This is a genomic window from Corynebacterium sp. Marseille-Q2823 (assembly GCF_903645345.1).
GTDB lineage: Bacteria > Actinomycetota > Actinomycetes > Mycobacteriales > Mycobacteriaceae > Corynebacterium > Corynebacterium hiratae.
On the sequence record NZ_CAHJXS010000013.1, the window covers coordinates 1 to 24,914 of the forward strand.

Here is a 24,914-nt window from a genome sequence, read left to right on the forward strand (position 1 = left end):
GGCTCATCCCCGCTCACGCGGGGAGCACTTCTTATCCCGGTTCAGGGAATCCCACATTTTCGGCTCATCCCCGCTCACGCGGGGAGCACCCCCGGCGCGCTTGATTACTCCTATCAAGTCCGGGCTCATCCCCGCTCACGCGGGGAGCACCGCTTCACAGGCAAGGGGCACGTCATGATTCCGGGCTCATCCCCGCTCACGCGGGGAGCACGTCGTGGCATACGCAAAACAGGCGATGACGTGGGGCTCATCCCCGCTCACGCGGGGAGCACCAATCATGTTGCCGATAGCGCCGATGACTACCCGGCTCATCCCCGCTCACGCGGGGAGCACCCTGCACCGAAACCTAAGAAAGAGGACGATATGGGCTCATCCCCGCTCACGCGGGGAGCACAAGGACAGGCGGGTCGGTCCGTTGCCGTCCTCGGGCTCATCCCCGCTCACGCGGGGAGCACTCAGCTACGTCGCGGGCGATGACATGCCGGGTGGGCTCATCCCCGCTCACGCGGGGAGCACTTAAAAGTAGGGTCGCAAAATTGTTGTTCCACGGGCTCATCCCCGCTCACGCGGGGAGCACTCTTGCTGAACAGCGAATTAGGGAGCCGTAGTCTCATTTTACATACGACTTTTCGCGATAACAGAACCTAGGGTGCAGTGTGCCCCTACTACTTGTTTCTTTTCTGCTTCTGATACGCAGAACGGTTCTGTCGTGCTCGCGACCAACCAGTTCTGCTCTGCACAGTCTTGCGTTCAGGAGAAGGGCGAACCATAAGCGTGACTCCATCGAAATCTGTTGGCTGCCAATGGTGCCGGTGAGTCCTAAACTCTAGGCCTTGTTCATTAGCTGCCGAGTAGACCAGTAGAGCTCGTCCGTCCTTACATAGTTCGACTGTTCGCTCCCACAGAAGATCACGAATTCTTGCGGAAGGACGGCCAACAAACACTCCCGGTGTGAGTTCGATAAGCCATTTCGATAAGTCGCCCCGAAGCCCAGCGGGGCACGCTGTTACAACGAGAACGATCACGACAGTGTCTCCTCTTCAGCCCAGTTCATTCCCGAAGCAATGACCTCAAGTTCACTCCACAGCATCAGTTCAACATCGCTGACGAGCTCTTCATCAGGCACGTCAAACAACGCCTTCAAGTCTTTCACCATACGCGGCATGAGCCTGTGCGAAACAACATAATCGCGAACGCGACGACGGACTTCCGTGGACGGTTTTCCCTTGGCAGCAGCGACAGTATCGAAGGCAGCAGGGATTGAAATCTCTGCCTTGTATAAATCTGCGATGTCATAAACAAAGGATCGATCGGTTCCCGTGTGAATAACTCCTAACGCTGGAACGAAACCTAGTGCAGCGATAACAGCATGTGCTACACCATAGAGCGCTGCGCTCGCAGCGGTAAGCGCCTGGTTGATTGGATCCGAAGAATCGAAGTCATTCGGATCGTAGGTTCGACGATTCCAATAAACTCCGGTCCGTTTCGATTCCGCTTCGTAAACTTTCTTCATCCTCGCGCCTTCCCGGCCGCGTAGTTGTGCCATGGTCAGACTTGACACATCTTCGCCAGGAAACCGCATCGAGTACATGCGTCGCGCACAATTCAAACGCTTGCGCTGATGGGTGACTACCTCCGCTTGGATTTCTGCCATGCGGCTTGATTTCGCTGGCGGACGGCCGTGCGCGTAGTACCGCACACCGCGCTCCCCTACCCATATGGTGCTCACGCCGGCATCGCCAAGCAAAGCCATAGCCGCGTAAGTAATTTTTGTCCCAGGCCCTAAAAGAAGTGCGGCAATTTGGGTAGCTGGAAGGTGCGCGATCCCCCGTTGATCCAGGATCGTGAGCGAATTCCCATCACGGTTCACCACACAACGCTCAGCGTAAAGAAAACTGATGCGGTCCCCGACGCGTGCCAATGCCTGGCGTGCGAGAGGGACCTCACGTGGCGTAGCCATTAAGAAACTGCCGCCAGCGTCATCAGGCCACAACCATAGCCACGAGCACGGCCAATGCCGTGGGTAAGTGTGGAGCGGAGTAGATGAGGCTCGGTGACCTCCAAGGTGCCACGATAGCGGGCCGTTACGATGCGGATAGGACGCCGGTTCTCCCCTTTACGGAAATCGAGGGAGCGTCTTTCCACGATGGCTGTTTCATCCTCTACCGACCAACGAGCACGTTCTTCCGCAGACACCGCTTCGTTGGCGCGCGGAGCCAGCGCAAAACCCGCCTTTGCTGCCCTCGAGTAAAGCCACTCAAGCTGATGCTCCACTGACACGTGGGCTTTTACTTTGCCGCGCTTTCCATTGTTGGCCTGAGAATAGGTTGGGTTTGCAAGCAGCTCAAACCTCCACCGTTGTCCCTTCTGCAAAGAACCCAACAGGCGGGTGTAGTCAAGGGACTGCGCAGGTCGTGTGTCGTAGCCAGCCTGCTCTACGATTCCCGACGCTGTCGGTTTCTCAGGGCCAACTATGTATAGGACATTCTCGTGCCTATTGCGATCAATCCGCCACAACAACCGAGCTTCATCGGTTTCGATGTCCGGCGGAAAAGCTGCGCTAACTGCCGCATGCATTGCATGTGGGTTCGTCAGCAGCTTTCGCCCTTGACGCAGCTGTGAGTTGATCAGGATCTTAGTTAGCGTGGTCATGCGTTCATCACCGCTTCCATGAATGGGTCCGGCCGCAGCTGCGAGGCATCCAAGGGGTTATCCACCGTGGCGCTTTCGCGTTGAACTACTGTGCGCCACGAGTACTTACGGTGCCTCGGGTCGAAAGACACGGGAACGTCCTGCAACGACTCACCTACTTCACCTGGCTTCGCGTCGCGATAGATCGGCAGGGCGACCTTCTCCCCGCAGGTCTTCATGTACTCCTTTGTGGCATGCCACGTAGGGTGTGCTTGGAGCGCCTCAACCGCAGGCTTATCTACGATTCCCTGCACTACATTCGGCGGAGCCGGACATGACCGTCGTCCCAAGAAAATAGGGAACGCAGGTTTGTGTAGTGCTTCTACCAAGCCTTCGAGCAATCCACGGTCCTCAGCTTCGATCGCAGCGACAAAAGCAGCATCGGATAGGAAATAACGTGTAATCAACTTTGCAGATGCTTGAGGATTGCGCTGCCAATTCTGCGCGGTCTGGTAGTCGCGAAGCAAACTGCCGGACTGGTCAACTCGCACAGCGAACGTCAGACGCGCGAGATCCTCAATGTCGTCGGTCCGTCGGCGACCTTCTGCAGCGGCAAGCATGCCGAGCACTCCCGACTTCGATGGAATCTGAGATGTTGTTCGCGTTGTATAGCGCGATTCGTTGCCCCAAGACTGCAAGGGGGCTTTGAGTAGTAGTAATAAGCTCGATGTCATGAGATGACTCCCTTCACTAGGACTGGGAGGAATCCAACGCTGCGGCGAGACGTTCCGAAAGCTCGGGCAGAGTGACAACCTCAGCGATGTCAGCGAACGGTGCTCGCGCTTCGCTTACACCGACCACGAATGCAGCCAATGGCTTTAGCCCGTAGTTCTCCTCAAATTCCTTTTCTTCCTTTGCTAGAGCTTCGGCACCAGCGATGCGCAAATTCTTGTCATCGGTGGCTTGGACTGGCTCTTCGAACGCCGTCACAAGGCTGACGGGACGAGTATCCCGCACCGTGACATAGACCAGCTCGGGTAGCGTGTGGTTGGCAAAAGTGTTGATCTTGCCGGTCGGCATGGACTTGATGAAAGCGTCGACAAACTGAACCGCTGCCTGCTTCGCGTTCTCTTCGGAGTCAAGGTTCTCCTTAAGGCCCGCTACATTCACGGTGGCAAACCGGTACAGGGTGGAGGACATCATTTGGACCGTGCCGATCATCCCAGCGCCTGTCTCTTCACCGTCTTCTGCCAGATCGTCGACAGCAGTGAAGTAGTCGAACTCCGGAGCACTATCGTGAATGCCCAGCGCATGAGCGACCTGCACTGCGGCATCGACGTTAAAGGCAGCGTCATCAGCAATCATGCGACCAAACATCGCCATATCAACCGAGTGCTGAGTATCGAGAATTTCCTTCGCCTCAGCCTTTTTGATCTTCTCTCCGTCTGCAGCGACGATTGCCCGGACCGCGCGGTCAATCTGCTGCGGGCTCAAGAAAATGAGGTATTTGGTGCGCGGATAGCGGGCTTCCTTGAGGAGCTCTTCTTTATCCTCGACTTCGGACTTTTCTAGTTCCTTGATCCGCTTGTTATCAACTTCGGTCGAAATTCCTGCGACCTTGAAGAGGTCACTAACCTGCTTGATTGCGCGCTCGGCATCCCAGCCTTCGTGTTTCTCAACCAGCTTGGCGATCTTCTCCGGCAAGCGCTTCGAGCGGTCTCCCACAGACTCAGGATCAACATTCTTTTCAAAGTAGCTACGGATTGCGCGCTTCCAGGACTGGGAGGACACGCGCTGGCGCGGGACTCCACCAAAAATAGCGGACTTAGGTGCACCTGTATCGTCGCGGTTGATCAGGGATGGCGGCAGCGTTTGCAGTGCGTGGATATCAATGACAAGTGACATGGTGAACTTTCCTTTCAGTTCAAGAGTGTTGTTTAGGATTCAGAGGTTTTCGTGCTTTTAGTAAAAGCACCAGTGGCAAAATCACGACCCCATCTCAAAAGAACTCCCTGGCGACGATTCTGATCAGCTTGGGTAGAAGTACGAGCGCTGAGAGTTCGGAGGTCTTGCGCAAATTGCCCATAATCAAAGCCGATTTTTGCGCCGCGGAGCAGAGTGATGAGCGAACGGATATGGATCAATCGGGATGCTTCATCGCGTGAAACGAGCATGGCATCGAAGCGAGGTTTTGTGGACTGCGATTCGCTCTGTGCAAAGAAACGGCCGCATGCACGGGCAAAGCTTTGACCTTCGACGTGGGCGTCAGTCGTCGCACTTTGCATGTGTATGCCAAACATGACGAGAGCATGAAATGCTGCAGACTCCGACGCTGAAGGAGCATCTCCTCTGCCGAGTTCCTTCTCGCTGAGAGGCGGGTGGAGGCTCAATAGGACTTCCTCTAGCGCTAGAGGTTGGTCGTTGAGGGGAACGGAAGCATACTTGCGAAGGTTCGCAAGCGTTGCACGAGCTTGCGCACTTTGCGCGTGGTTTGGTGAGCGCAAGATGGCGAACTGTAGGTCGTTTGCAGTCCGAGCTACTGCTGGGCGCAAGGTTGGCCCTGCCGACGTGCTCGGATAGTCAGTGCTAGTTGGAGTGTTAGTCATCGGAGTCATCCTCGTGTGATTTTCCAGAGGCATCTGTGCCTGGGGTAGTGCGAGAAACCGTCAATGGAAGGTCCTTGTCCAGCCTTCGATGCAGTTGACGGTAAAGCGAGCCAGCTGAAACTATTCGTCCCTTGCCGCTGTCTCCGGCGTCGACTTCCCTGCCAACGATGGCCTTTGTTCCAGCACCACGAAGAAGTTCGCGAGCGTCACGAAGCACCTGCTCGCGGAGCTGTTTTTGCCAATCAATCTGCCCCGTTTCAGCGTTGTCAGAGTTCAAGCCTGCCATCCACGCCAGGAAGAGCGGCTCAAGGCGAGCATAGAAACGATCGGCAGTACTGCTTCCGAATTCATAGTCACCGCCGGCGGCGACGAGCAGTTGACCAGCAAACCAGCCGAGGCTGATCGCTGCCTTCCCCGTTTTCTCAGCAGAGGTACGAACGGCATTGCGTACCTTTCGGCCGTTATCATCAGCACGCAGAACGACGAGTGGCAAGCCAATCGTGGCGATGAACGTCGAGGCTACGGATGATTCCTGTGGGCCATACTCCATCGACACTAAAGCAAGGTCGAGAAGGCTCTTGTCCAAGTACCCGTCCGCCTCAAGATTTGCCAGATTGGAGAGGTTCCGCGGCCGCTTAGGGGCTTTGTTCTTGCCGTTATCGAATCCAGGGTCATCTTCCAGTGCGATCAATGCATCGAGTGCTCGCCACATTGTCCGAGTCGGGTCGTAAGGGCGCGCGTAGTAAGCGTCAATGCCCTTCTTCGACTGATTCGGGCTGTAGCGGTAGGGAGTCATGGGATCGCCCATGACGTTCTTCCCCGCGTCTGGAATACGGTCGCCGTTGGATACCAATACCTGGACTGCACGGTCGCCTTCGAAAAAGAGACGAATACGCCGCGCCTGCCACGTAGCGAGATCGACTGCACCGTGCGGCACAGCGCCTATGTCATCATTTGATCCTGGTCTCTGTGCTGCGGTGTCAGGTTCACGTTCCCAGACAGGAGTATCCGTACTCACTGCTCCACCTTCTTGGGAATCCAAGACCGCTGACGGTGGAGTATTGAGAATCATAGTCTCGAGGATCCCACCCGCCCCTAGGACAATCGTGCCGCCAGTGTGTCCGGTCCAACCAGTTCCGATGGGATAACCTCGTCCGCCTTTGACGCGAGGATCTCCTTCCGCTCCCGACTTAATTCCGGAGTAATCAAATGCCTGCGCATGGATAAGCCACCTGGCAGCCTCATCAGGGGCTAGCGATTCTCGCCCTTCAGCTGTACGCATGGTGAAGAAGTCGTCAGCAGCTTCCGGAACGATGAAGGATACTGGTTTGGTGGCTCCTGACTTCGTATGCAAGTCCGCGACTTGCATGAAGGGAGCGGTCGGTGAAAGAAGATCGAACCGCTCTTCAAAGCCTTCGAGGTAGTCAAGGACTACGTCATCGCGCTTCTCGCTTACAAGCTGGTCACGCAGATCATCGAACCATTCCGGCCAATCAAAATCTTCCCAATTATTACCCGCGTAGCTTTCTACAAGATCTAGAGCATGCGCCCGCCAAAAAATGGCCAGCAGCACACGAAGCACCGCGTAGTCTTGGGTTGGCGAGTCGCCGACGACTTTATAGGCGTCACCTCGACCCGAAAAGATATCGCGGATGCTCAAACTTACAGGCTGGTTGGTACCATCCATGCACTTGATCCATGGCTCATCGAGAAGGTTAAACGTTGAGGTTTCAGTCATTCTTCTTTCGCCTCCTTTCTTTGTCTTGTTGTGGGTTGTTGATTGTCGTAGAGGGGCCTCTGAGAGGAGGTGCCCTCAGAGTACAAAGGTCGACGGACATTCACTTTCTCCCGTCGCTAAGAATTTCGATTCCCAGCTTGGAGGAATAGGTCACGGTAAAGCGGCCAAGTTGGGCGGTGTCAGATTCGTCCAGTGGCAACGCCAGTTGTCCCCTCAATAGGAAATGAGAACGCCATTGTGCCGGCGTAGCTTCTTCCAAAGTGCTGATAACCGCCTCGAAATCAGATTCCCACCTCGTCATACGGGTTGGGAGACGAACCGTGCTCGAAGCCAAATGGAACGCGACATCGTAGGACAGCTCGGTGCCCTCAAGCACTTCTTCCTCAAAGCCCCACGGCTGATACCCGTATTCCGTGCTCCTAATTGGAATGACTTCCACCGACGGTTCGGCGTCTCGGACTTGAGCAGCACCGCGTTCATCTCCCGATGCTGAGTCATCACTGATGAGTTGCGAAAAGAGCGCATCATAGCTGGTTCGTCGCCGAGGGCTAGGCAGTCGAAAAGTCGACGATTTCGAGTGCGCGCTATCCTCATCAAACAGATTCTGCTGCCGAGCCTTCTCCCACGCCCCTTCCCACTCCACCGGTGGAGTGAAGTTCTTGTCATATGCTGCTCGGACAAGTCCTTCAATATCATCGGGGCGTCGAAAGACTTCTGGAAGCGTCGCGTAGGTCGATAGAAGCAAGGTTTCGCCGTAGATAAACTCAGCCCCCGAATCAAACTCGGGAACTGGCTCGCGCTCGAGAACTCCCCTAATCATCACCTGCGGCTGTTGTAGCTTTTCCGGCCGATCAGTGGCTGGTCGCGCATGGCGATGCAAACGTCCGATGCGCTGAATAATGAGATCCATCGGGGCGATATCCGTGACAAGAACATCAGCATCAATATCGAGACTTTGCTCGGCAACTTGGGTTGCGACCACTATTTTGCGCCACGGACGTCCACTCCCCCGGTGAGAATCCGGTCCGAGTTCCTCGCGCAGTGCATCTTCTTTCGCTATGCGCTCCCATGCAACGAAACCAGCATGATGTAGCTGGACATCATTGCCATAAACCTCTTCCAACACTCGGTATGCCTCTTGTGCGCGGGCAATCGTATTACAAATAATGAGCGCGCAGCCGCCTTCGTCGAGGTACTGCTCCGCAAATGTAACGAGCTTTTCCACATCATCGTCTAGGTACTCGATGCGCGCTTCTAAGTTCGTCGGCATTGGCGGCACCGAGTGAAATTTCACGGAATCCCGTGTTGCGAGTGTTAGCAGTGGATACCCAATAGGTTCCTCATCCGGCCAGGAAGCACAGGAGTATGCCTGCACCAGTGAACGTCTCTTGTCGGGAGGAAGCGTCGCTGACATGAGAATGACGCTGGCACCGTAGTAGCCGAGCCACTCGATGGTTCGTTGGAGGTAGTCACTGGTGTAAACATCAAAGGAGTGCACCTCATCGAAGATGATGACTTTTCCCGCCAGCCCCACGTGACGCAGCATGTGGAAGCGCTGCTGTAACGCCATCATCAGAACTTGGTCCACGGTGCCCACTACAAAATTGGACAGCAGTCCCAATCGACGTCCAGACATCCATTGGGACGCAATAACTCCGCCGCCTTCCCCGGAGTCTTTGCCGATTTGTGAGAATTTCAGCTGTCTGTACGGCTCCGAGAGCACGTTTTTGGAGTGAGCAAGGTACATGCTCCTTACCGAGTCAATGCTATTGTTCGAGGCCCATTCGATTGTGCGCTCCAACAAGCCATTGGCCGTTGCCATTGTCGGCGCCGCGAAGAAGATCCCTTGTGCTCCGCTGCCAGCACCTAGGATCTCCGCGGTGGCCAGGGCCGCCTCAGTCTTTCCAACTCCAGTTTCGGCCTCAATAACAACAAGCATTGGTCCCTTCAACTGTTGCACTGCTTCTACGACAGCACGCTGCACCGGCCGAGCGCAGTACTCCTCTGGCCAGTCAAACGACCGCCTAAAATGAGCGTCAATATCCTGCCAGTCCCCTTTTTCAGGTTCCCAAGGCATCGTTACGTCGATAGCTGCGGCAGCTGCTTCAACTCGTTCCAGCTGCGTTCCACTCACGTACAGTGTGAACGCGTTTTCGTTAGAGGCCATCCAGTCCGCCATCACCACGAGCCCAGTAAGGATTTCCGCAGCGCCCTGATGCAGGTTTCTGCCTCGACAGACTTTCTCAAGCACTGAGTCAGCTCCGCAGAGCTCCGTCATCGCGTCGAGTAGCTCTTTATGCACGTTCTTCCACGGCTCGGGGTAATCTTCAATGAGGTCACGCACCTGCGTAGAAGGTCTATTTGCAATGCCGTGATGTGCGTTAACCACTGCCGCTAATGCGTTAGCCTTGGGGAGGCGAACACCTCGCGCGCATAACCATTGCGAGAGGATTTCACCCGATGCAACGCCATGCGGGAGCTTGTCGAAGTTGGCCTCATCGACACTGAGGTCGATATCTAAACCTGCATCTGAGACGGCATGAACGAGATGCGCTTTATCACTTTCCAGGAGTAGGCGCTGGAAGGTGCGTATTGCTTTTCCCACATCGTGGACTCCCGCAAGCCACACATATAGCGCCTCAACCCCAGACTCATCAACCCCCAGCTCTTCTGAAAGATAGCGCTTCACAGAAGCTGCCAACCAGGAGTTATACAAGAAAGAGGCGGCACACGCCGAGTCCACCATATGCTGCGGCAGCGTCAAGAAATCTGTGCCATCTCCGGATTTCGCCCACAAACTTTGAGCTTGCGGACTACGCTCGCGCGCCCAGCCATCAGCCCTAAGGCAAAAATCACGTGCCCGGTCCGGAATTAAACTTGAGTTCGGCCCCTGTCCAGCGGTCTTTTCCATGATCATCCTTCACAAGAAGTGGTTTAAAACGAGCATAGCAATTTTAGCATTAGCAAGTTCATTGTTTTCTGAAAATTGTTCTTTAGCAATCGCAATGTAGGCTTCATGACGGGCCTTTTAACTTCCCTGCGCTGCTGGGATGAGCCCTTGCTGATGCTTAACACCATCACTTCCCCGCGTCAGCGGGGCTTTCTTTTATCTGAAACACCCAATCTGCGGACGCTGGGTCTACGCATCGTCTACGTTGTCATCATGACCTCTCCCCTTGACTTCAAGCGCTTGGAGCTCAACTCCAACACACCTATCGGACCCATCTTCCCTGCCAATGAGCGATGCGGAATCTACGTCATCGAGTTCGACGATGGCACCAAGTACGTGGGGCAATCCATCGACGTCGTCAAGCGGTTCTGGGACCACACGCATGGCTCCAACCATCATGAATCCTGGGGCGATGTCGTAGCACTATCATTTGCGCCCGCACCGCCTTTGGAGCTGGACATCCTTGAAAAACAAATGATCCAACACCAACTCGATGCCGGTGTCTTACTCCGAAATCGCAGCGGTGTATTAGCCTCTGAGGGCCCCAGCCCGCTGGATTTAGTCGTAACCGTCACCGATCAAAAACATTGGATCCTTGGGGATTGGGAACCATCACAGTTTGATCGCGCAGCTTTTGTCCGTGGCGCTGAAGCATCGGGGCCAACAAAGCTGGAGAAGAAAGCACCCCCAAAAGTTTCTCAAGCCGTAATCAAAGACATCGCATTCGCCCTCGAGCACATCATCCCTGTAGCGCCAGAAACAGAGAAAACGTACTGGACGTTGTCGGACTATCCTTCAACCGCTGGTGGCCGATATGCAACCCTCAATACCGGAATACTTGAGTTTCTTGTTTTCCCGCGTAGCAGTGTCGTCACTGATCCAACTGACTTAGCCCCGGGTTTTCTTGACGGCTACACCCTCGGCACTGGATTCTTTAACCTTCTTCCACGCGAGGGCGGCGATTGGAAAGCAGAATCCGATACCGTTTGGTTTAGCAAATCCCCCTACCACTTCGTCGCTTCCCATGATTACAACGTCACGCCAACTGAGGCTTATTACTATCCCATCGGCCAACTAGAGGAAACCTTCAACGCCCTAGCACCAGAAGTAATCTCTGATGCTCGCAAATTCGCGGTCACCTTGATGCGCAACCGCCCGTCCAACCTCTTCCGCCGCTGGCACAGCTCGGCGCTGGCGGGCCGTGCCTACGAGAAAATCGTAAACGGTTAAGCCTTCGCCTCCGGCGTCGCATAGGGGCTGCGGGAGGAGTCCACCACTTGGCCGGCATGTGCGGAGTGGGCGGTGGCGGTTTGGTCGAAGACTAAGGCGGCGGGTTTGACGCGCACGTCGGGCTTCTCGCCTTTGTTGACCATGACGTACTGCCCCATCATTCCCTCGTCCTCATGCAGCAGCATGTGGCAGTGGTACATGTACGGGATGGTCTTATCCGGGAAGTGACCGAACTCCACCAGCAGGCGTGCGGTGACCTTCGGCGGAAGGTTGACAATGTCTTTCCAGCCGGAGTTGAACACATCCATCTTCTCGTCGCCGTCCCACTCCAGAACCTTGAAGCGGGCGTTGTGGATATGGAAGTTGTGCGGCCAGTCAGAGTTCTCATTGGTCACGGTCCAGATTTCCGGGGCTTCGTGATCGATGACGGTATCCACACGTGCCATGTCCATCTGCTCACCGTTGATCATGAAGGTGTTGAGCACGAACTCGCGCTCTTCAAGCCCCTCCGTGGACGGGGTCTCCGCCGCGGCGGGGTCAAGGGTTGCCGGCAGGGCGGGTGGTTCCGAGGCGTTTTCCGCCGGCCCGGAAATGGTGAGCAGGTCGAAGGAATCTTGGAAGCCGAAGTCGGCCGCGTCCTTGTCCTTGGGCACCCCAAAATTATCCTTGCGCGGCACCGAGCGCAGCTGGACTTCCTTGCCGGGCTCCAAGTCCACGATGATTTCGGCGCGCTCGCCGGGGCCGAGGAAGAGGGAGTCGACTTCCACGGGGGCGTCGAGAAGCCCCGTGTCCGTGGCGATGACGTGGAAGGGACCGTTGCTGAGCTCCAGTGTGTAGAAGCGCATCGAAGCACCGTTGAGCAGGCGCAAGCGAACCCGGCGCGTGGTGGCGTCGAAGCGCGCATTGGTGATGCCGTTGACCAGAGGCGTGGTGCCCAGAAGGCCCAGAGTGTTATCGCTCTTTTCATCAATCTGGCCATCGTCGGTGAACTTGGCATCCATGATGACTACCGGGATATCGTCCACACCGTAGTCCTGCGGCAGGTCCAGGTCATCGGCCACATCGTCACCGATGAGGAACATGCCCGCCAGCCCGCGGTAGGCATGCGTGGCCGTGGCCATGTGCGGGTGCGGGTGGTACCACAGCGTGGCCGCGGGCTGGATGATCTCCCACTCGGGCTTCCAGGTCTTGCCCACCTCAATCGGTGAGTGCGGGCCGCCATCCGAATAGGCCGGAAGCTTCATGCCGTGCCAGTGCACCGTGGTCATCTCAATGAGGTCGTTGGTGATTTCCGCGCGGACTTTCTCGCCCCGCCGAGCCCGCAGAGTGGGGCCCAAGAAGGCGCCGTTGAAGCCCCACGTCCGCGTGCGGTCGTTGCCGGGGAGGATCTCCGAGTAGCCGTCCTGGGCGGTGAGTTTGAATACGCGCGTGCCGTCGACGACCTCCCTTCCTCCACGGGCGGGATGGGCAGGGCACGCGGCTCGCCGTCGTAGCCCAGCGGCTCCGGTTGATTCTTCGACCCGAGAAGCAGGCGCTCAACCCCATCACGGCGGCACCGGCAACAGTCAGCACGGAACCCTGGACAAAAATACGGCGGGATACTGTAGGGCGAGCGGAGATAGACATGCCTCCCAGGATAGAGATCAGGTGAACCTTAGACCCCGGATTGGAGCGAGCCGGGCTTAAGATCACAGTCATGGCTTCGCGTTCAGCATCTCCCCACGGCTCCTCACCGTCCGAAGAGTCCGCCAATGCCCGCCGCTTCGTCTGGTCGAATGGCCTGCAGGGAGTGGGCGATCAATTGCTCTCCGGAAAGACGGTCCTACCCTGGCTGTTTAGCGTGGCCGGGGTGCCGGGCTTCTTCACGGGCCTACTGGTCCCCTTGCGCGAGTCCGGCTCCATGCTCCCGCAGGCGGCGCTGACCCCGTGGGTGGTGTCCCATCCAGCACGCAAACGCCTGTGGGTGCTGGGCTCGGTGGGCCAGGGTCTGTGCGCGGCGATCATCGCGGCGGCTGCGGTGCTTGTCGACGGCCCCCTCCTCGGCCTCATCGTCTGCCTCGCCCTGGCAGCTCTCGCCGTGCTGCGCGCGCTGTGTTCGCTGACCGGCAAAGACGTGCAGGGCCGCACCATTTCCAAGGGCCACCGCGGAGTAGTGACCGGCCGGGCCACGCAGCTCGGCGGCGCGGTCACCTTGATTACCGGTGGCATCCTCGCCGTGCTGGGCGAGCTCCCGCGCTGGGGTTTGGCGGCGTTGCTGGCCATCGGTGCGGCCACGTGGTTCTTGGCGGCAGCAGTCTTCCGCACCATCGAGGAGCCGGTGCCGGATGACGCCGGTCAGAAAGGCCTGAACCGCAGCTGGTGGACGGACACCTGGAAGCTATACACCCAGGATTCCCGCTTCCGCAGCTTCGTCAACGTTCGTGCCCTGCTTTTGGTGTCTGCCCTGTCCACCTCCTTTATCGTGGTGCTTTCGCAGAGCATCGGTTCGCAGGCTTTGAGCGGGCTCGGCGGCTTCGTCTTGGCCTCGGGCTTGGCCAGCCTCGTGGGTGGCCGTGTATCCGGCGTGCTCTCGGATAAGTCCTCCCGCTTGGTCATGTCCTGGGGTGCGGGTGCCGCAGCGATCATCCTGCTGGGCATCGTCGCGTGTGCCGCGTGGGCGCCGGCAGCGGTAAGCATGTGGGCATTGCCTCTCGGTTTCTTCCTGGTCAACCTGGCGCACACTGCCATTCGCGTGGCGCGCAAGACCTATGTGGTGGACATGGCTGGCGAAGACAAGCGCACCCGCTACGTCGGGGCTGCAAACACCATGATGGGTGTCATTCTCCTCGTGATTGGCGGCATCTCCGCCGTGATCGCGCTGGCTGGTCCCTCGGCAGCCATTCTGTTCTTGGCCTGCATCGGTCTGCTCGGCGCCTGGCGTGCCCGGGCACTTCCGGAGGTCTCACGCGAAAAATAGAACGCAGGCGTTATGATGAAAAAAGTAAGTCCTGACATCCCCAATCACAGGAGAAGCACACACTCGTGGCTGAAGTAACGAACTGCGCCGCCATCGTCCTTGCCGCAGGCGCAGGTACCCGCATGAAATCCTCAACCCAAAAGACGTTGCATGAGATTGGCGGGAGGTCACTTCTCGGCCACGCCCTCCACGCAGCCGCTGGCTTGAACCCGGAGCACCTCGTGGTCGTCGTGGGCCACCAGCGCGACCAGGTCTCCCCTGCCGTCGATGCCATCTCCGAGGAGCTGGACTGCGAGGTCTCCCAGGCCGTCCAGGAAGAGCAGAACGGTACCGGTCACGCCGTCCAGTGCGGCCTGAGTGCGTTGCCTGACTTCGACGGCACCGTCATCGTGACCAACGGTGACGTTCCGCTTCTGCGCCCGGAGACACTGCGCCAGCTGCACGAGACCCACACCGGCCAAGGCAACGCCGTGACCGTGCTGTCCATGACCCTGGAGGATCCCACCGGTTACGGCCGCGTGCTGCGCGCCGAGGATGGATCGGTCACCGCCATCGTGGAGCAAAAGGATGCCTCCGAGGAGCAGCGCGCGGTGCGCGAGGTCAACTCCGGCGTTTTTGCTTTCGATGGAGCCGTGCTTCGCGACGCCTTGACGAAGCTCAACTCCGACAACGCCCAGGGCGAGCTTTACATCACCGATGTGCTGGAGATCGCCCGCGAGGGAGGCCACCGCGTCGGCGCGCACGTTGCTGTCGATCCGGAGGAGCTCTCCGGTGTGAATGACCGCGTGCAGTTGGCCGCGGCCGGTCGCATTCTCAACCGCCGTGTGGTCGAGGAAGCCATGCGCGGCGGCGCCACCATCGTCGATCCCGATACCACTTGGATCGGCGTCAACGTGACCATTGGCCAGGACGTTGTCATTCACCCCAATACCCAGCTGTGGGGTGCGACAACCATCGCCGATGGTGCTGAGGTGGGCCCCGACACCACCCTGACCAATATGCAGGTGGGCGCTGGCGCCAGCGTGGTGCGCACACACGGCTTTGACTCCGTCATTGGCACCGACGCCCAGGTGGGCCCGTTTACCTACATCCGCCCCGGCGTCATCGTGGGTGAAGAAGGCAAGTTGGGCGGATTCGTCGAGGCGAAGAAGGCCCAGATTGGCCGCGGCACCAAGGTTCCCCACCTGACGTACATCGGTGACGCAACCGTGGGTGACTACTCCAACATCGGTGCCTCTTCCGTCTTCGTCAATTACGACGGCGTCAACAAGCATCACACGACCATCGGCAGCCACGTGCGCACCGGTTCGGACTCAATGTTCATCGCCCCCGTCACCGTCGGTGATGGGGCCTACTCTGGTGCGGGTACAGTAATTAAGGACGACGTTCCCCCGGGAGCGCTCGCGGTCTCCGGCGGCAAGCAGCGCAACATCGAAGGTTGGGTGCAAAAGAAGCGTCCAGGCACGCCGGCGGCAGAAGCCGCCGACAAGGCACAGGGCGCCGAAGCTGACGAACAGACCACTAACTAACGACAAGTAAAGGGATATCTACTGATGACTGGCAAGGTTACCGGCAGCAGCAAGAACATGATGCTCTTCACCGGGCGCGCTCACCCGGCGTTGGCTGAAGCTGTGGCCAAGGAGCTCAAGACCGATCTAGTGCCGACCACCGCCCGCGATTTCGCCAACGGTGAGATTTTCATTCGCTTCGAGGAGTCCGTCCGTGGTGCTGACTGCTTCGTGATGCAGTCCCACACCCAGCCGCTCAACAAGTGGCTGGTAGAGCAGCTCATCATGATTGATGCGCTCAAGCGCGGCTCCGCCAAGCGCATCACCGCCATCCTGCCCTTCTACCCGTACGCACGCCAGGACAAGAAGCACCTGGGCCGCGAGCCCATCTCCGCCCGCTTGGTGGCGGACCTGCTCGCCGCTGCAGGTGCCGACCGCATCGTGTCCGTAGATCTGCACACCGACCAGATTCAGGGATTCTTCGATGGCCCAGTCGACCACATGCACGCTATGCCGATCCTGACCGACTACATCAAGTCCAAGTACCCGTTGGACAACCTGGCTGTAGTCTCCCCCGATGCCGGCCGCGTGAAGGTCGCGGAGAAGTGGGCACACGAGTTGGGCGATGCCCCACTGTCCTTCGTCCACAAGACTCGCTCCAACACCGAGGCCAACAAGACCGTGTCCAACCGCGTCGTCGGTGACGTGGAGGGCAAGGACTGCATCCTGCTCGATGACATGATTGATACCGGCGGCACCATCGCGGGCGCTGTCCGCGTGCTGGAGGAAGCAGGTGCTAAGTCCGTAGTTATTGCATGTACCCACGGTGTTTTCTCTGACCCGGCACGCGAGCGCCTGTCTGAGTGCGGTGCTGTCGAGGTGATTACCACCGATACCCTGCCGCAGTCCACCGAGGGCTGGGACAATCTCACGGTCCTGTCCATCGCCCCGCTGCTGGCCCGCACCATCCACGAGATTTTCGAGAACGGTTCCGTGACCACTCTGTTTGAGACCCACTAGATTTGGTTCTGCGACAACGCTGCTGTTAAAATCTTGTGCGTCTCGGCGAGGGAGAAATCCGTTATCGACGCGATAGCACAAGTTAAGCAGTGAATCTTTTAAGCCTGCGATGACTCGTCCAAGACGTCCATCGGCAGGCTTTTGTCGTATCTACACGGTCCTTCATCAGCCCTTGCCGCACCACGATACTTTAAGGAGATTTACTTATGGCTTCTGAGCGCCCCGTAGTGAAGGCTGAAGTCCGTTCCGAGTTTGGCAAGGGCTTCGCTCGCCGTTTGCGCGCTGCCGGCAAGATCCCGGGCGTTGTCTACGGCCACGCCGTCGACGTTCTGCACTTCGCCGTTGACCGTCTGGAAATGACCGCAGTCGTCCGTAACCAAGGTGTTAACGCCGTGTTCGAGCTGGAGCTCGAGGGCGAGCAGCACCTCGTCATGGTCAAGCACATCGACCAGAACGTCCTGACCTTCGACATCGACCACATCGACCTGCTCTCCATTAAGCGTGGCGAGAAGGTTGAGGTTGAGGTTCCGCTCGCTATTGAGGGCGAGCCGGCTCCGGGCCTCATGTTCATCCAGGATGCCGACGTCCTCCTGGTCGAGTCCGACGTACTCAACATTCCGGAAGAGATCGCCGTATCCATCGAGGGCCTCGAGGATGGCACCGTGGTTACCGCTGGCGATATCACCCTGCCGGAGGGCACCACCCTCGTGGCCGAGGAAGACACCGTCATCGTCTCCATCTCCGAGCCGGAGGTTGATGAGGACCTCGAGGCTGCTGCTGAGGCTGCCGAGGACGGCGGCGCTGAGGCTGGCGCCGAGTCCGTCGATGAGGGCGCTGCCGAGGAGAAGGCTGACGAGGAGTAAAACTCCCCTCTCCTTATCACTCCTCATTTTCTAGCGCACCGCTGCCTGCATTCTTTTTCACCTCTTCCCTACATATTGAGGGGTGAGAACGCAGGTGGCGGTGCGTTCTTGTGTCCCCACCCTCGCGGCTTAGAATGGGCTGCGTGACTTCTTCTCCTTTTCTCGTCGTTGGCCTAGGAAACCCCGGCCCGAAATACGCCGGCACGCGCCACAACATTGGCTTTGACGTGGCTGATGAACTGGCCCACGAGCTACTGACATCCTTTTCCGTTCACAAGAAAACAAACACCGATGTCGCCGAAGCGCGGCGCGGGGACGCCAAAGTGATCGTCGCCAAGCCGCGCTGCTTTATGAACTTGTCCGGCGGCCCCATCAAGGCCCTTGCCCAATACTTCAACGTGCCTACCGATCACATCATCGTCGTCCACGATGAACTGGAGCTCGACTTCGCCACCATCAAGCGGCGCTTAGGCGGCGGAGACCACGGCCACAACGGTCTGCGCTCGACCACGAAGTCTTTGGGAACCAAGGACTACCAGCGCCTCTCCATCGGCATCGGCCGCCCGCCCGGCCGCATGGACCCAGCCGCATTTGTTCTTAAGCCGTGGAGCAAGCAGGAGGCTCAGGAGATCCCCATCATTTGCGCCGATGCGGTCGATGAGATTCTTCGCGCGTTAGACTAGCCGGCATGAAGCTCGCTACTCTCCGCACCAGTTTTGGCACCTGTGCTATCCGCATCGATGGACCCAACGTGGGCACGGAGCTCGACTACGAAGACGTAGGCGAGCTGCTCGCCAGCCCCGACTGGCGCAAAGCCGCTCAGCTCTCCGGCGAACCAGTAGTTTTTGAGGATTGCGACCTAGCACCCGTCATCCCAAACCCGGGAAAGATCATTTGCGTCGGCGTGAACTACGCCAAGCATGCCCGAGAGATGGGGCGCGAGCTACCTGTGCAACCCACGCTCTTTATCAAGTTTCCAGAAGCTCTGACTGGCCCCTTCGACGACGTCTATGTCCCGGACTATGCCACGAGGAAGTTGGACTATGAAGGAGAGCTCGCCGTGGTCATCGGCCGCCGCGCGCACCGCGTTCCGGTCGCTGAGGCACTGGATTATGCGGCTGGCTATGCCATCATGAACGACTACACCCTGCGGGATTATCAGCGTGCCACCACGCAGTTCCACGCCGGCAAATCCTTCTACCGCACCGCTGGATTCGGGCCATGGTTGACCACGGCTGATGAATGGGCCCCAGGCAAGGCCGCGCGGCTTACGACGACCGTCGACGGCGACGTTCGTCAAGACGATAACACCGACGACCTCATCTTCTCCGTGGCCGAGCTCATCGCTTTCTGCTCCTCCCTCTACCCCCTCAACCCGGGTGATGTCATTGCCACCGGCACGCCGCAAGGCGTGGGCTTTGCGCGCGGTGAAGAGGCGCTGCTGGGCGATGGCTCCACAACCCGCATCAGCGTCGAAGGTCTCGGGGCAATTGAAAACACCACACGCTTCGGCGAGCCACCCGCTGCCGGAAGCTGCGGCGAAGGCTGCACCTGTCACGGCCGTTAACATTCGGCCATATCCAGGGCGTTCAGCGAAAACGAACAGACTCTATTACGGTGGGGCACCACATTTTCGCAAATTTGACTGAGAAGGATGAGCCTTGATGACTCTTCGTTCCCGCTTTACCGCCACCGGCATCGCACTCTGCGCCAGCACCACGCTGGTGGCGTGCTCGTCGGATAAAGAGGCCGATCCCGCCCCGACGCCGACTCCCGCGCCGGTGGAGACCGTGACGGAAACCGCCGCGGCGCCGGGCACGGATGCGGACGACGATGACCATGATGATGACCGCGACGATGAAGACGCTCAGCAGCCTGCGGACACGGCGGGCGCCGGAGCCACTGGCAACGCAGAGGGCTCCGGCATGCTCAGTGGCGATGAGGCGTTCGAGAAAGCCTTAGCCCACGCCGGCGTTGATGCGCAGGCCGTCACAGAAAAAGAAGTCGACTACGACGATGGTGATGACGGCACGGGCCCCCACTGGGAAATCGAGTTCAAGGCCAACGGCCAAGAACACGAGCTCGATGTCGATGCCGCCAGCGGCGCGGTGACGCAACACGAGGTTGACTAGACACCTCCCTATTCGCCCCATATACCTAACCCCCGCATTTAGGTATTTCCCCAGCTAAGCGGTAGATTTAAAGATATGAGTTCACAGTCTAAGAAGTCTGCCACCAAGCCGCCGAAGCTAGACAAGCAAGCCTATGAGGACGAGCTCAAGCGCCTCCAAGCAGAGCTCGTCGAGATGCAGCAGTGGGTCGTCGAGACCGGCGCCCGCGTGGTCATCATCATGGAAGGCCGCGACGCCGCCGGCAAGGGTTCCGCCATCAAGCGCATTACGCAATACTTGAACCCGCGTACTTGCCGCATCGAAGCGCTGCCCAAGCCCACCGACCGCGAGGCGGGCCAGTGGTACTTCCAGCGCTACATTGAAAAACTGCCCACTGCCGGTGAGATCGTCATCTTCGACCGTTCCTGGTACAACCGCGCCGGCGTGGAACGCGTCATGGGCTTTTGCTCCCAGCAGGAGTACGTGCGCTTCCTCCACCAGGCGCCACAGCTAGAGCACATGCTCATCGAAGATGGCATCATTCTGCTTAAGTACTGGTTCTCCGTCTCTGACGAGGAGCAGCTCGCGCGCTTTAAATCCCGTCGCAACGATCCGCTGCGCCGCTGGAAGCTCTCCCCCATGGACCTGCAGTCCATCACCCGCTGGGAAGACTACTCGCGTGCCAAGGACGAGATGTTCGTCCACACGGATACCCCCTCCGCCCCGTGGTACACGGTCGAATCCGAGGATAAGAAGCGTTCACGCATCAACGTGATCAACCACATCCTCAAGATGGTTCCCTACCAACACGTGGAGCAAGACGTACCGGAGATCCCGAGCCGCCCCGAGCTCGAGGCCGAATACGTTCGCCCGCCACGCAACGACTTTGCCTACGTCCCGGATGTCGCGGCTGACTTGGAACGTGCCAAGGTCAACGGCAAAAAGCAGGGCAAGAAAAAGAAGGCCAAGAAGGACAAAAAGAAGAAGTAGTCCTCCCCTCAAGCTTCTGGCTTGAATCCCCCACTGGGTGCGCCACTGGCCCACTCACATACTGCCCTATCTGACGAAAGATGGCCGGATTTTTCAATCCGCGCCGCTACTTTTGGCAGAACGGGCAGTTCCGTATCTAAGAAGGGGATGAGCCGGAAGCCGAGCGGAACTCTAAAACAGCAACACCGCCCACGCCATGCAGCGAGGGCGGTGTTCGTGTTCTAGCTCTTAAAGCTCAGAGACATCAACGCGCTTCGGGTACACCACCGGGCGAGCACCGGCCATGTCCTCGACGATACGGATGACCTGGTTGGAGTAGCCGAACTCGTTGTCGTACCACACGTAGAGCACAAGGTGCTTGCCGGAGGAGATGGTGGCGAGACCATCGACTACACCGGCGTGGGTGGAACCAACGAAGTCAGAGGACACAACTTCCGGAGAAGCGATGTAGGAGATCTGCTGGCGCAGGTCAGAGTGCAGGGACACGTTGCGCAGGAAGTCATTGACCTCGTCGCGGTCAGCTTCCTTCTCCAGCTCGAGGTTGAGCACAGCCATGGACACGTCCGGGGTGGGAACGCGAATGGCGTTACCGGTGAGCTTGCCCTCGAACTCCGGCAGAGCCTTGGACACGGCCTTGGCTGCACCGGTTTCCGTGAGCACCATGTTCAGGCCAGCTGCGCGGCCGCGGCGGTCACCCTTGTGGAAGTTATCGATGAGATTCTGGTCATTGGTGAAGGAGTGTGCAGTCTCCACGTGGCCGTGAACCACGCCGTAGCGGTCGTTGATGACCTTGAGCACCGGGGTGATGCCGTTGGTGGTGCAGGATGCGGCGGAGAGGATCTGGTCGGAGTCCTCGATGTCGCCGTGGTTGATGCCGTAGACAATGTTCTTCAGATCGCCCTTGCCCGGAGCGGTGAGCAGCACGCGAGCCACACCCTTGGACTGCAGGTGCTGGGACAGGCCTTCGCGGTCGCGCCACACACCGGTGTTGTCGACGACGATGGCGTTGTCGATGCCGTACTTGGTGTAGTCAATGTCTGCCGGGTCGTTGGCGTAAATCATCTGGATCTTGGTGCCATTAGCCCAGATGACTTCATTCTCTTCATCGACAGCGATGGTGCCGTTGAAGGCACCGTGGACAGAGTCGCGGCGCAGGAGGGAGGCGCGCTTGAAGATGTCAATGTCGCCCTTCTTGCGCACGACAATAGCGCGCAGGCGCACGCCGCCGTAGGCAGCCTCGCGGGCAATCAGGATGCGTGCCAGGAGGCGGCCGATGCGACCGAAGCCGTAGAGAACGACGTCGGTGGATTCCTTGTCCACAGCAGCGCCGACGAGATCCACGAGGGTCTCCTCGAGGTAGTTGCGCAGGTTGTCGGAGCCGGACTCCTCGAAGCCGGTGGCCAGACGTCCCAGGTCAATGGAGGCGGTGCCCAGGTTCATCGAGCACAGTTCCTTCACAATCGGCAGGGTCTCTGCGGTGGAAAGCTCGCGCTCAGCAATGCGGCGGGCGTAGCGGTGCGCCTTGATGATGTCGATGTCGGTCACGCCGATGAGCAGGCGGCCGTAGATAGAGGTGACAACGTTATTGTTGCGGTGCAGCTGGTGGATGAGCGGGATCATCTCTTGGGCCAGCTCCAGGCGCTCGTTCCAATCCTCGTGCCCAATGTGCGCGTTCGAAGTCACGTGCTTTGTATCCTTTACTCGTCAAAAAGGGTGTAAAACTCTGTCCATCCGTAAATATTAACCGTTATTCATGCCCGTTTGGGTGTAGTTGAGCGAGGATCTCCGCCACACTACCCCCGCCAAGTTTCATTACATCGACACCTACGAGGCAATAGTCCACGTCCGCGTCAAGCTGGGCGCGACGAGGTTTCAGTAGCGCGTTGAGGTAGGGGTAGACCAAAGGCAGGTCCGGGTGTGCCCGCGTGTAGGCGGTCTCCAGCCCGCGGGCGTAGCGCCCAGAGAACGCGCGGGTGGACACCGTCTGGCCACCGCGACGCAGAAGGCCACGGTTGTGTTCACTCGTTCCCGCCTCCTCGGACAGCAGGAAGGCGGAACCACAGCTGACTGCTTTTACCCCCGGCCAGGCCAGGGCCGTGGCAACATCTTCCGCCGTGCGCAGACCACCCGCGGCAATGAGCGGAAGGTCCGTGACCTGGTGGACCGCCGCGACGAGTTCCTCGAGAGGGCGCTGATCGGGTTCCGCACTCGTCCACACCACCCCGCCAGCTTCAGGGCTGCACGCCAACATCGATGCCGCGGGCGCCGCCTCGGGGTTGGTGACCGTGGTCCACGCCTCTGCCCCAGCGTCATGGATGCGCGACTCGTCGCTAAAACGCCGAACATCGACGACGCCCTCACTCAGGCGGCGTCGAGCTTGTCCTGCCAGCCGAAGTTGAGGGAGACGTCGCCAAGCACGGCGCCCTCTTCGGCGGCGAGGGACCGTGCAGCCGCGAGTTCCGTTTCGGTCAGCGCGCGCTGCGGGTGAAAGATATTGACCCCGAAGCGCGTACCGGCACACGCAGCGATGGCCTCCCGCGCGGCGTCGACGGAGCACGTCCCCAGCCCCAGCGCGCTGAAGGAACCAGCGGCGTCGGCGGCGGCGACTAACTCAGGCGTGGTGGGCCCGCCCGCCATCGGGGCAGGTAGGACAGGGCAAGTGATAGTCTCAAGAAGTTGACTCATGGTTACCCAGCCTAAAGAAAACCATCAAGGGAGTAGTTGTGTCTGCCATCCGTGACTTTTTCACCCGCCGCTTTGGCCGCGCCGGCGAAGCACCGAATAAGAAAACACAGAAGGCCGCCGCCTCCGGACTTAATCCCTCGGATTTAAGCGCCGAGTGGCTCATCGTGGGTTTGGGTAATCCCGGCGCGAAATACGCCGCGACCCGCCACAATGTGGGGTACATGGCCGTGGATGATCTCCTCGCCGAATCTGGTGACATGCTCGAGCCTGTCACCGGACACCAACTCAGCGCGGCGCAGCTCGAGCTCGGAGGCACGAAGGTCGTAGCGCTGCGCTCACACACCTACATGAACCTCTCTGGCGATCCCATCGCCCCGTTGGCCACGCTGCTGGGCGTTGCGGCAGAGAACATCATCGTCATCCACGATGAGCTCGACCTGCCCGCCGGCAAGGTGCGTATTAAGAAGGGCGGCAACGAAAACGGCCACAACGGCCTTAAGTCACTGAGCGAGCGCTTGGGCACGCGCGATTACCTGCGCGTGCGCATCGGTATCGGGCGCCCACCCAAGGGTGGTTCCATCCCGGATTGGGTGCTCGCGCCTGTCGACGCCAGCGCTGAGCTCGATTCCACCATCGCCACCGCCGCCGAGGCCGCACGTCTCATCGTGGCTGAGGGTCTCAACAAGGCCCAGCAGGAAATCCATTCCCGGACGAAATAACCCCCGGCGCGACCACGCTCAACGTCCTACACTGTCCAAGTATGAGCCGCACGAGCCAGAGCCTGCCATTGAATAACGACCCGAAAACTATCGTCATCACCGGAGCCTCTGACGGCGTGGGCGCGGCCGCTGCCCGTATCCTTCACCAGCGCCGCCCGCAGGATTCGCTCGTGCTCGTGGGCCGCAACCCGGAGAAGACGCAGGCTGTGGCTGAGGAGATCGGAGCCGGCTTTCATGTGGCCGATTATGAGTCTTTGGGCCAGGTGCGCCGGCTCGCCGAGGAGCTGAGCCAATACCCGCGGATCGACGCCTTGGGCAATAATGCCGGCGGAATGTTCGACGGCCCTTTCGCCACCGCCGATGGTTTCGAGCGCACGTGGCAGATCAACGTTGTGGCGCCTTTTCTTCTGACCTCCTTGCTGCGCGATACGCTGCGGGCCAGCAACGCCACCGTGGTGCAGACCGCCTCGTTGGCCAACATGCTGTATTCCTCTTTCGACCCCGGTGACCCGAATACTTTTGAAAAATTCACGGCGGAGCGCGCCTATGGCAACGCCAAGTTGGGCGATATCCTGCTGACCCGCTACCTCGCCTCCCACGGGCTGACCTCCGTGGCCTTCCACCCGGGGATATTGAATACTGGTTTCGGGCATAACTCAACGAGCAGGACGAGCAAGCTCTATTCGACCACTGCGGCTCAATACGTCTTGGGCAAGGCGGACAAGGGTGGGGAGAACTTGGCCTACTTCCTCAGCGGCACACCGGGCATCCATTTCGACTCCGGCGAGTATTACAACCAGAAGCGCAAGCCAGGCCTGCAGCGGCCGATTGCGAAGAAGCTCTCCGTGGCCCGGCGCATCTTTGATGATCTGGGCCGCCAGCTCAATGTGGAGTGGTAGCACCCAGC

Annotated in this window: 23 protein-coding genes and 1 CRISPR repeat array; of the genes, 11 read left to right on the plus strand and 12 right to left on the minus strand. The window is 58.9% G+C overall.

Going from position 1 to position 24,914, the window contains the following annotated elements; all coding sequences use genetic code 11:
- Positions 1-577: a CRISPR direct-repeat array (repeat unit 28 nt; unit sequence GGCTCATCCCCGCTCACGCGGGGAGCAC).
- Between the two features lie 88 nt (positions 578-665).
- From cas2e to cas3, 8 genes are all read right to left on the minus strand, one after another.
- Positions 666-1,025 carry a type I-E CRISPR-associated endoribonuclease Cas2e gene (gene cas2e / locus HWX44_RS12525; RefSeq protein WP_158381795.1) on the minus strand — a complete coding sequence of 120 codons (360 nt, stop codon included), beginning with the start codon at positions 1,023-1,025 and terminating at the stop codon, positions 666-668.
- Entirely contained in the window at positions 1,022-1,960 is a 939-nt protein-coding gene (gene cas1e / locus HWX44_RS12530; RefSeq protein ID WP_175975015.1) for a type I-E CRISPR-associated endonuclease Cas1e, read from the minus strand. The genes cas2e and cas1e overlap by 4 nt, the downstream gene beginning before the upstream one ends.
- Positions 1,960-2,652 carry a type I-E CRISPR-associated protein Cas6/Cse3/CasE gene (cas6e, locus tag HWX44_RS12535; protein WP_175975017.1) on the minus strand — a complete coding sequence of 231 codons (693 nt, stop codon included), beginning with the start codon at positions 2,650-2,652 and terminating at the stop codon, positions 1,960-1,962. The genes cas1e and cas6e overlap by 1 nt, the downstream gene beginning before the upstream one ends.
- Positions 2,649-3,365 carry a type I-E CRISPR-associated protein Cas5/CasD gene (gene cas5e / locus HWX44_RS12540; protein WP_158381792.1) on the minus strand — a complete coding sequence of 239 codons (717 nt, stop codon included), beginning with the start codon at positions 3,363-3,365 and terminating at the stop codon, positions 2,649-2,651. Before cas5e ends, cas6e begins: the two co-directional genes overlap by 4 nt.
- A 16-nt stretch (positions 3,366-3,381) precedes the next feature.
- A complete protein-coding gene (gene cas7e, locus HWX44_RS12545) occupies positions 3,382-4,536 on the minus strand; it encodes a type I-E CRISPR-associated protein Cas7/Cse4/CasC (protein WP_158381791.1) in 1,155 nt (384 codons plus the stop codon).
- Between the two features lie 32 nt (positions 4,537-4,568).
- Positions 4,569-5,270 carry a type I-E CRISPR-associated protein Cse2/CasB gene (casB, locus tag HWX44_RS12550; protein WP_368302452.1) on the minus strand — a complete coding sequence of 234 codons (702 nt, stop codon included), beginning with the start codon at positions 5,268-5,270 and terminating at the stop codon, positions 4,569-4,571.
- Positions 5,230-6,975 carry a type I-E CRISPR-associated protein Cse1/CasA gene (gene casA, locus HWX44_RS12555; protein WP_175975019.1) on the minus strand — a complete coding sequence of 582 codons (1,746 nt, stop codon included), beginning with the start codon at positions 6,973-6,975 and terminating at the stop codon, positions 5,230-5,232. Before casA ends, casB begins: the two co-directional genes overlap by 41 nt.
- A 100-nt stretch (positions 6,976-7,075) precedes the next feature.
- Positions 7,076-9,886, minus strand: a complete 2,811-nt coding sequence (gene cas3 / locus HWX44_RS12560) for a CRISPR-associated helicase Cas3' (protein ID WP_175975021.1) — start codon at positions 9,884-9,886, stop codon at positions 7,076-7,078.
- A 153-nt stretch (positions 9,887-10,039) separates the two neighbouring features.
- On the opposite strand from cas3, the gene HWX44_RS13430 reads away from it, so the two are divergent.
- Positions 10,040-11,155 (plus strand): GIY-YIG nuclease family protein, encoded by a 1,116-nt coding sequence (locus HWX44_RS13430; protein ID WP_254868256.1) that lies wholly within the window; start codon positions 10,040-10,042, stop codon positions 11,153-11,155.
- On the opposite strand, the gene HWX44_RS12575 is transcribed toward HWX44_RS13430, so the two are convergent.
- The gene (locus HWX44_RS12575; protein WP_444843295.1) at positions 11,152-12,543 is read right to left on the minus strand and encodes a multicopper oxidase family protein; all 1,392 of its coding nucleotides are present in this window, start codon (positions 12,541-12,543) and stop codon (positions 11,152-11,154) included. The genes HWX44_RS13430 and HWX44_RS12575 overlap by 4 nt on opposite strands.
- A gap of 308 nt (positions 12,544-12,851) precedes the next feature.
- Here HWX44_RS12575 and HWX44_RS12580 point away from each other — a divergent pair, with 308 nt between their 5' ends.
- The 8 genes from HWX44_RS12580 to ppk2 all read left to right on the plus strand — a co-directional run bounded on the left by HWX44_RS12580 (position 12,852) and on the right by ppk2 (position 20,603).
- Positions 12,852-14,111, plus strand: a complete 1,260-nt coding sequence (locus HWX44_RS12580; protein WP_070681825.1) for an MFS transporter — start codon at positions 12,852-12,854, stop codon at positions 14,109-14,111.
- A gap of 65 nt (positions 14,112-14,176) precedes the next feature.
- The gene (glmU, locus tag HWX44_RS12585) at positions 14,177-15,640 is read left to right on the plus strand and encodes a bifunctional UDP-N-acetylglucosamine diphosphorylase/glucosamine-1-phosphate N-acetyltransferase GlmU (protein ID WP_175975023.1); all 1,464 of its coding nucleotides are present in this window, start codon (positions 14,177-14,179) and stop codon (positions 15,638-15,640) included.
- Positions 15,641-15,664: 24 nt separating this feature from the next.
- Positions 15,665-16,639, plus strand: coding sequence for a ribose-phosphate diphosphokinase (locus tag HWX44_RS12590; RefSeq protein WP_070447098.1), 975 nt, complete (start codon positions 15,665-15,667; stop codon positions 16,637-16,639).
- Between the two features lie 206 nt (positions 16,640-16,845).
- The gene (locus HWX44_RS12595) at positions 16,846-17,502 is read left to right on the plus strand and encodes a 50S ribosomal protein L25/general stress protein Ctc (protein ID WP_175975025.1); all 657 of its coding nucleotides are present in this window, start codon (positions 16,846-16,848) and stop codon (positions 17,500-17,502) included.
- Positions 17,503-17,636: 134 nt separating this feature from the next.
- On the plus strand, positions 17,637-18,185 hold the full coding sequence (pth, locus tag HWX44_RS12600; RefSeq protein WP_175975027.1) for an aminoacyl-tRNA hydrolase: 549 nt from the start codon (positions 17,637-17,639) through the stop codon (positions 18,183-18,185).
- Positions 18,186-18,190: 5 nt separating this feature from the next.
- Positions 18,191-19,069 (plus strand): fumarylacetoacetate hydrolase family protein, encoded by an 879-nt coding sequence (locus tag HWX44_RS12605; protein ID WP_175975029.1) that lies wholly within the window; start codon positions 18,191-18,193, stop codon positions 19,067-19,069.
- A gap of 97 nt (positions 19,070-19,166) precedes the next feature.
- Positions 19,167-19,634, plus strand: a complete 468-nt coding sequence (locus HWX44_RS12610) for a PepSY domain-containing protein (RefSeq protein ID WP_254868258.1) — start codon at positions 19,167-19,169, stop codon at positions 19,632-19,634.
- A 75-nt stretch (positions 19,635-19,709) separates the two neighbouring features.
- Positions 19,710-20,603: a polyphosphate kinase 2 gene (ppk2, locus tag HWX44_RS12615; RefSeq protein ID WP_175975031.1), complete on the plus strand. Its 894-nt coding sequence runs from the start codon at positions 19,710-19,712 to the stop codon at positions 20,601-20,603.
- Between the two features lie 228 nt (positions 20,604-20,831).
- Here ppk2 and HWX44_RS12620 read toward each other — a convergent pair whose 3' ends face one another.
- The 3 genes from HWX44_RS12620 to HWX44_RS13590 form a co-directional block, all read right to left on the minus strand.
- On the minus strand, positions 20,832-22,286 hold the full coding sequence (locus tag HWX44_RS12620) for a glyceraldehyde-3-phosphate dehydrogenase (protein ID WP_175975033.1): 1,455 nt from the start codon (positions 22,284-22,286) through the stop codon (positions 20,832-20,834).
- 64 nt (positions 22,287-22,350) lie between these two features.
- Positions 22,351-22,824, minus strand: coding sequence for a nitronate monooxygenase (locus HWX44_RS13585; RefSeq protein ID WP_444843293.1), 474 nt, complete (start codon positions 22,822-22,824; stop codon positions 22,351-22,353).
- A 140-nt stretch (positions 22,825-22,964) separates the two neighbouring features.
- Positions 22,965-23,288, minus strand: a complete 324-nt coding sequence (locus HWX44_RS13590; RefSeq protein WP_444843294.1) for a nitronate monooxygenase — start codon at positions 23,286-23,288, stop codon at positions 22,965-22,967.
- A 38-nt stretch (positions 23,289-23,326) separates the two neighbouring features.
- Here HWX44_RS13590 and pth (HWX44_RS12630) point away from each other — a divergent pair, with 38 nt between their 5' ends.
- Positions 23,327-24,007, plus strand: coding sequence for an aminoacyl-tRNA hydrolase (gene pth, locus HWX44_RS12630; RefSeq protein WP_175975035.1), 681 nt, complete (start codon positions 23,327-23,329; stop codon positions 24,005-24,007).
- 41 nt (positions 24,008-24,048) lie between these two features.
- On the plus strand, positions 24,049-24,906 hold the full coding sequence (locus HWX44_RS12635) for an SDR family NAD(P)-dependent oxidoreductase (protein WP_175975037.1): 858 nt from the start codon (positions 24,049-24,051) through the stop codon (positions 24,904-24,906).
- Positions 24,907-24,914: the final 8 nt, after the last annotated feature.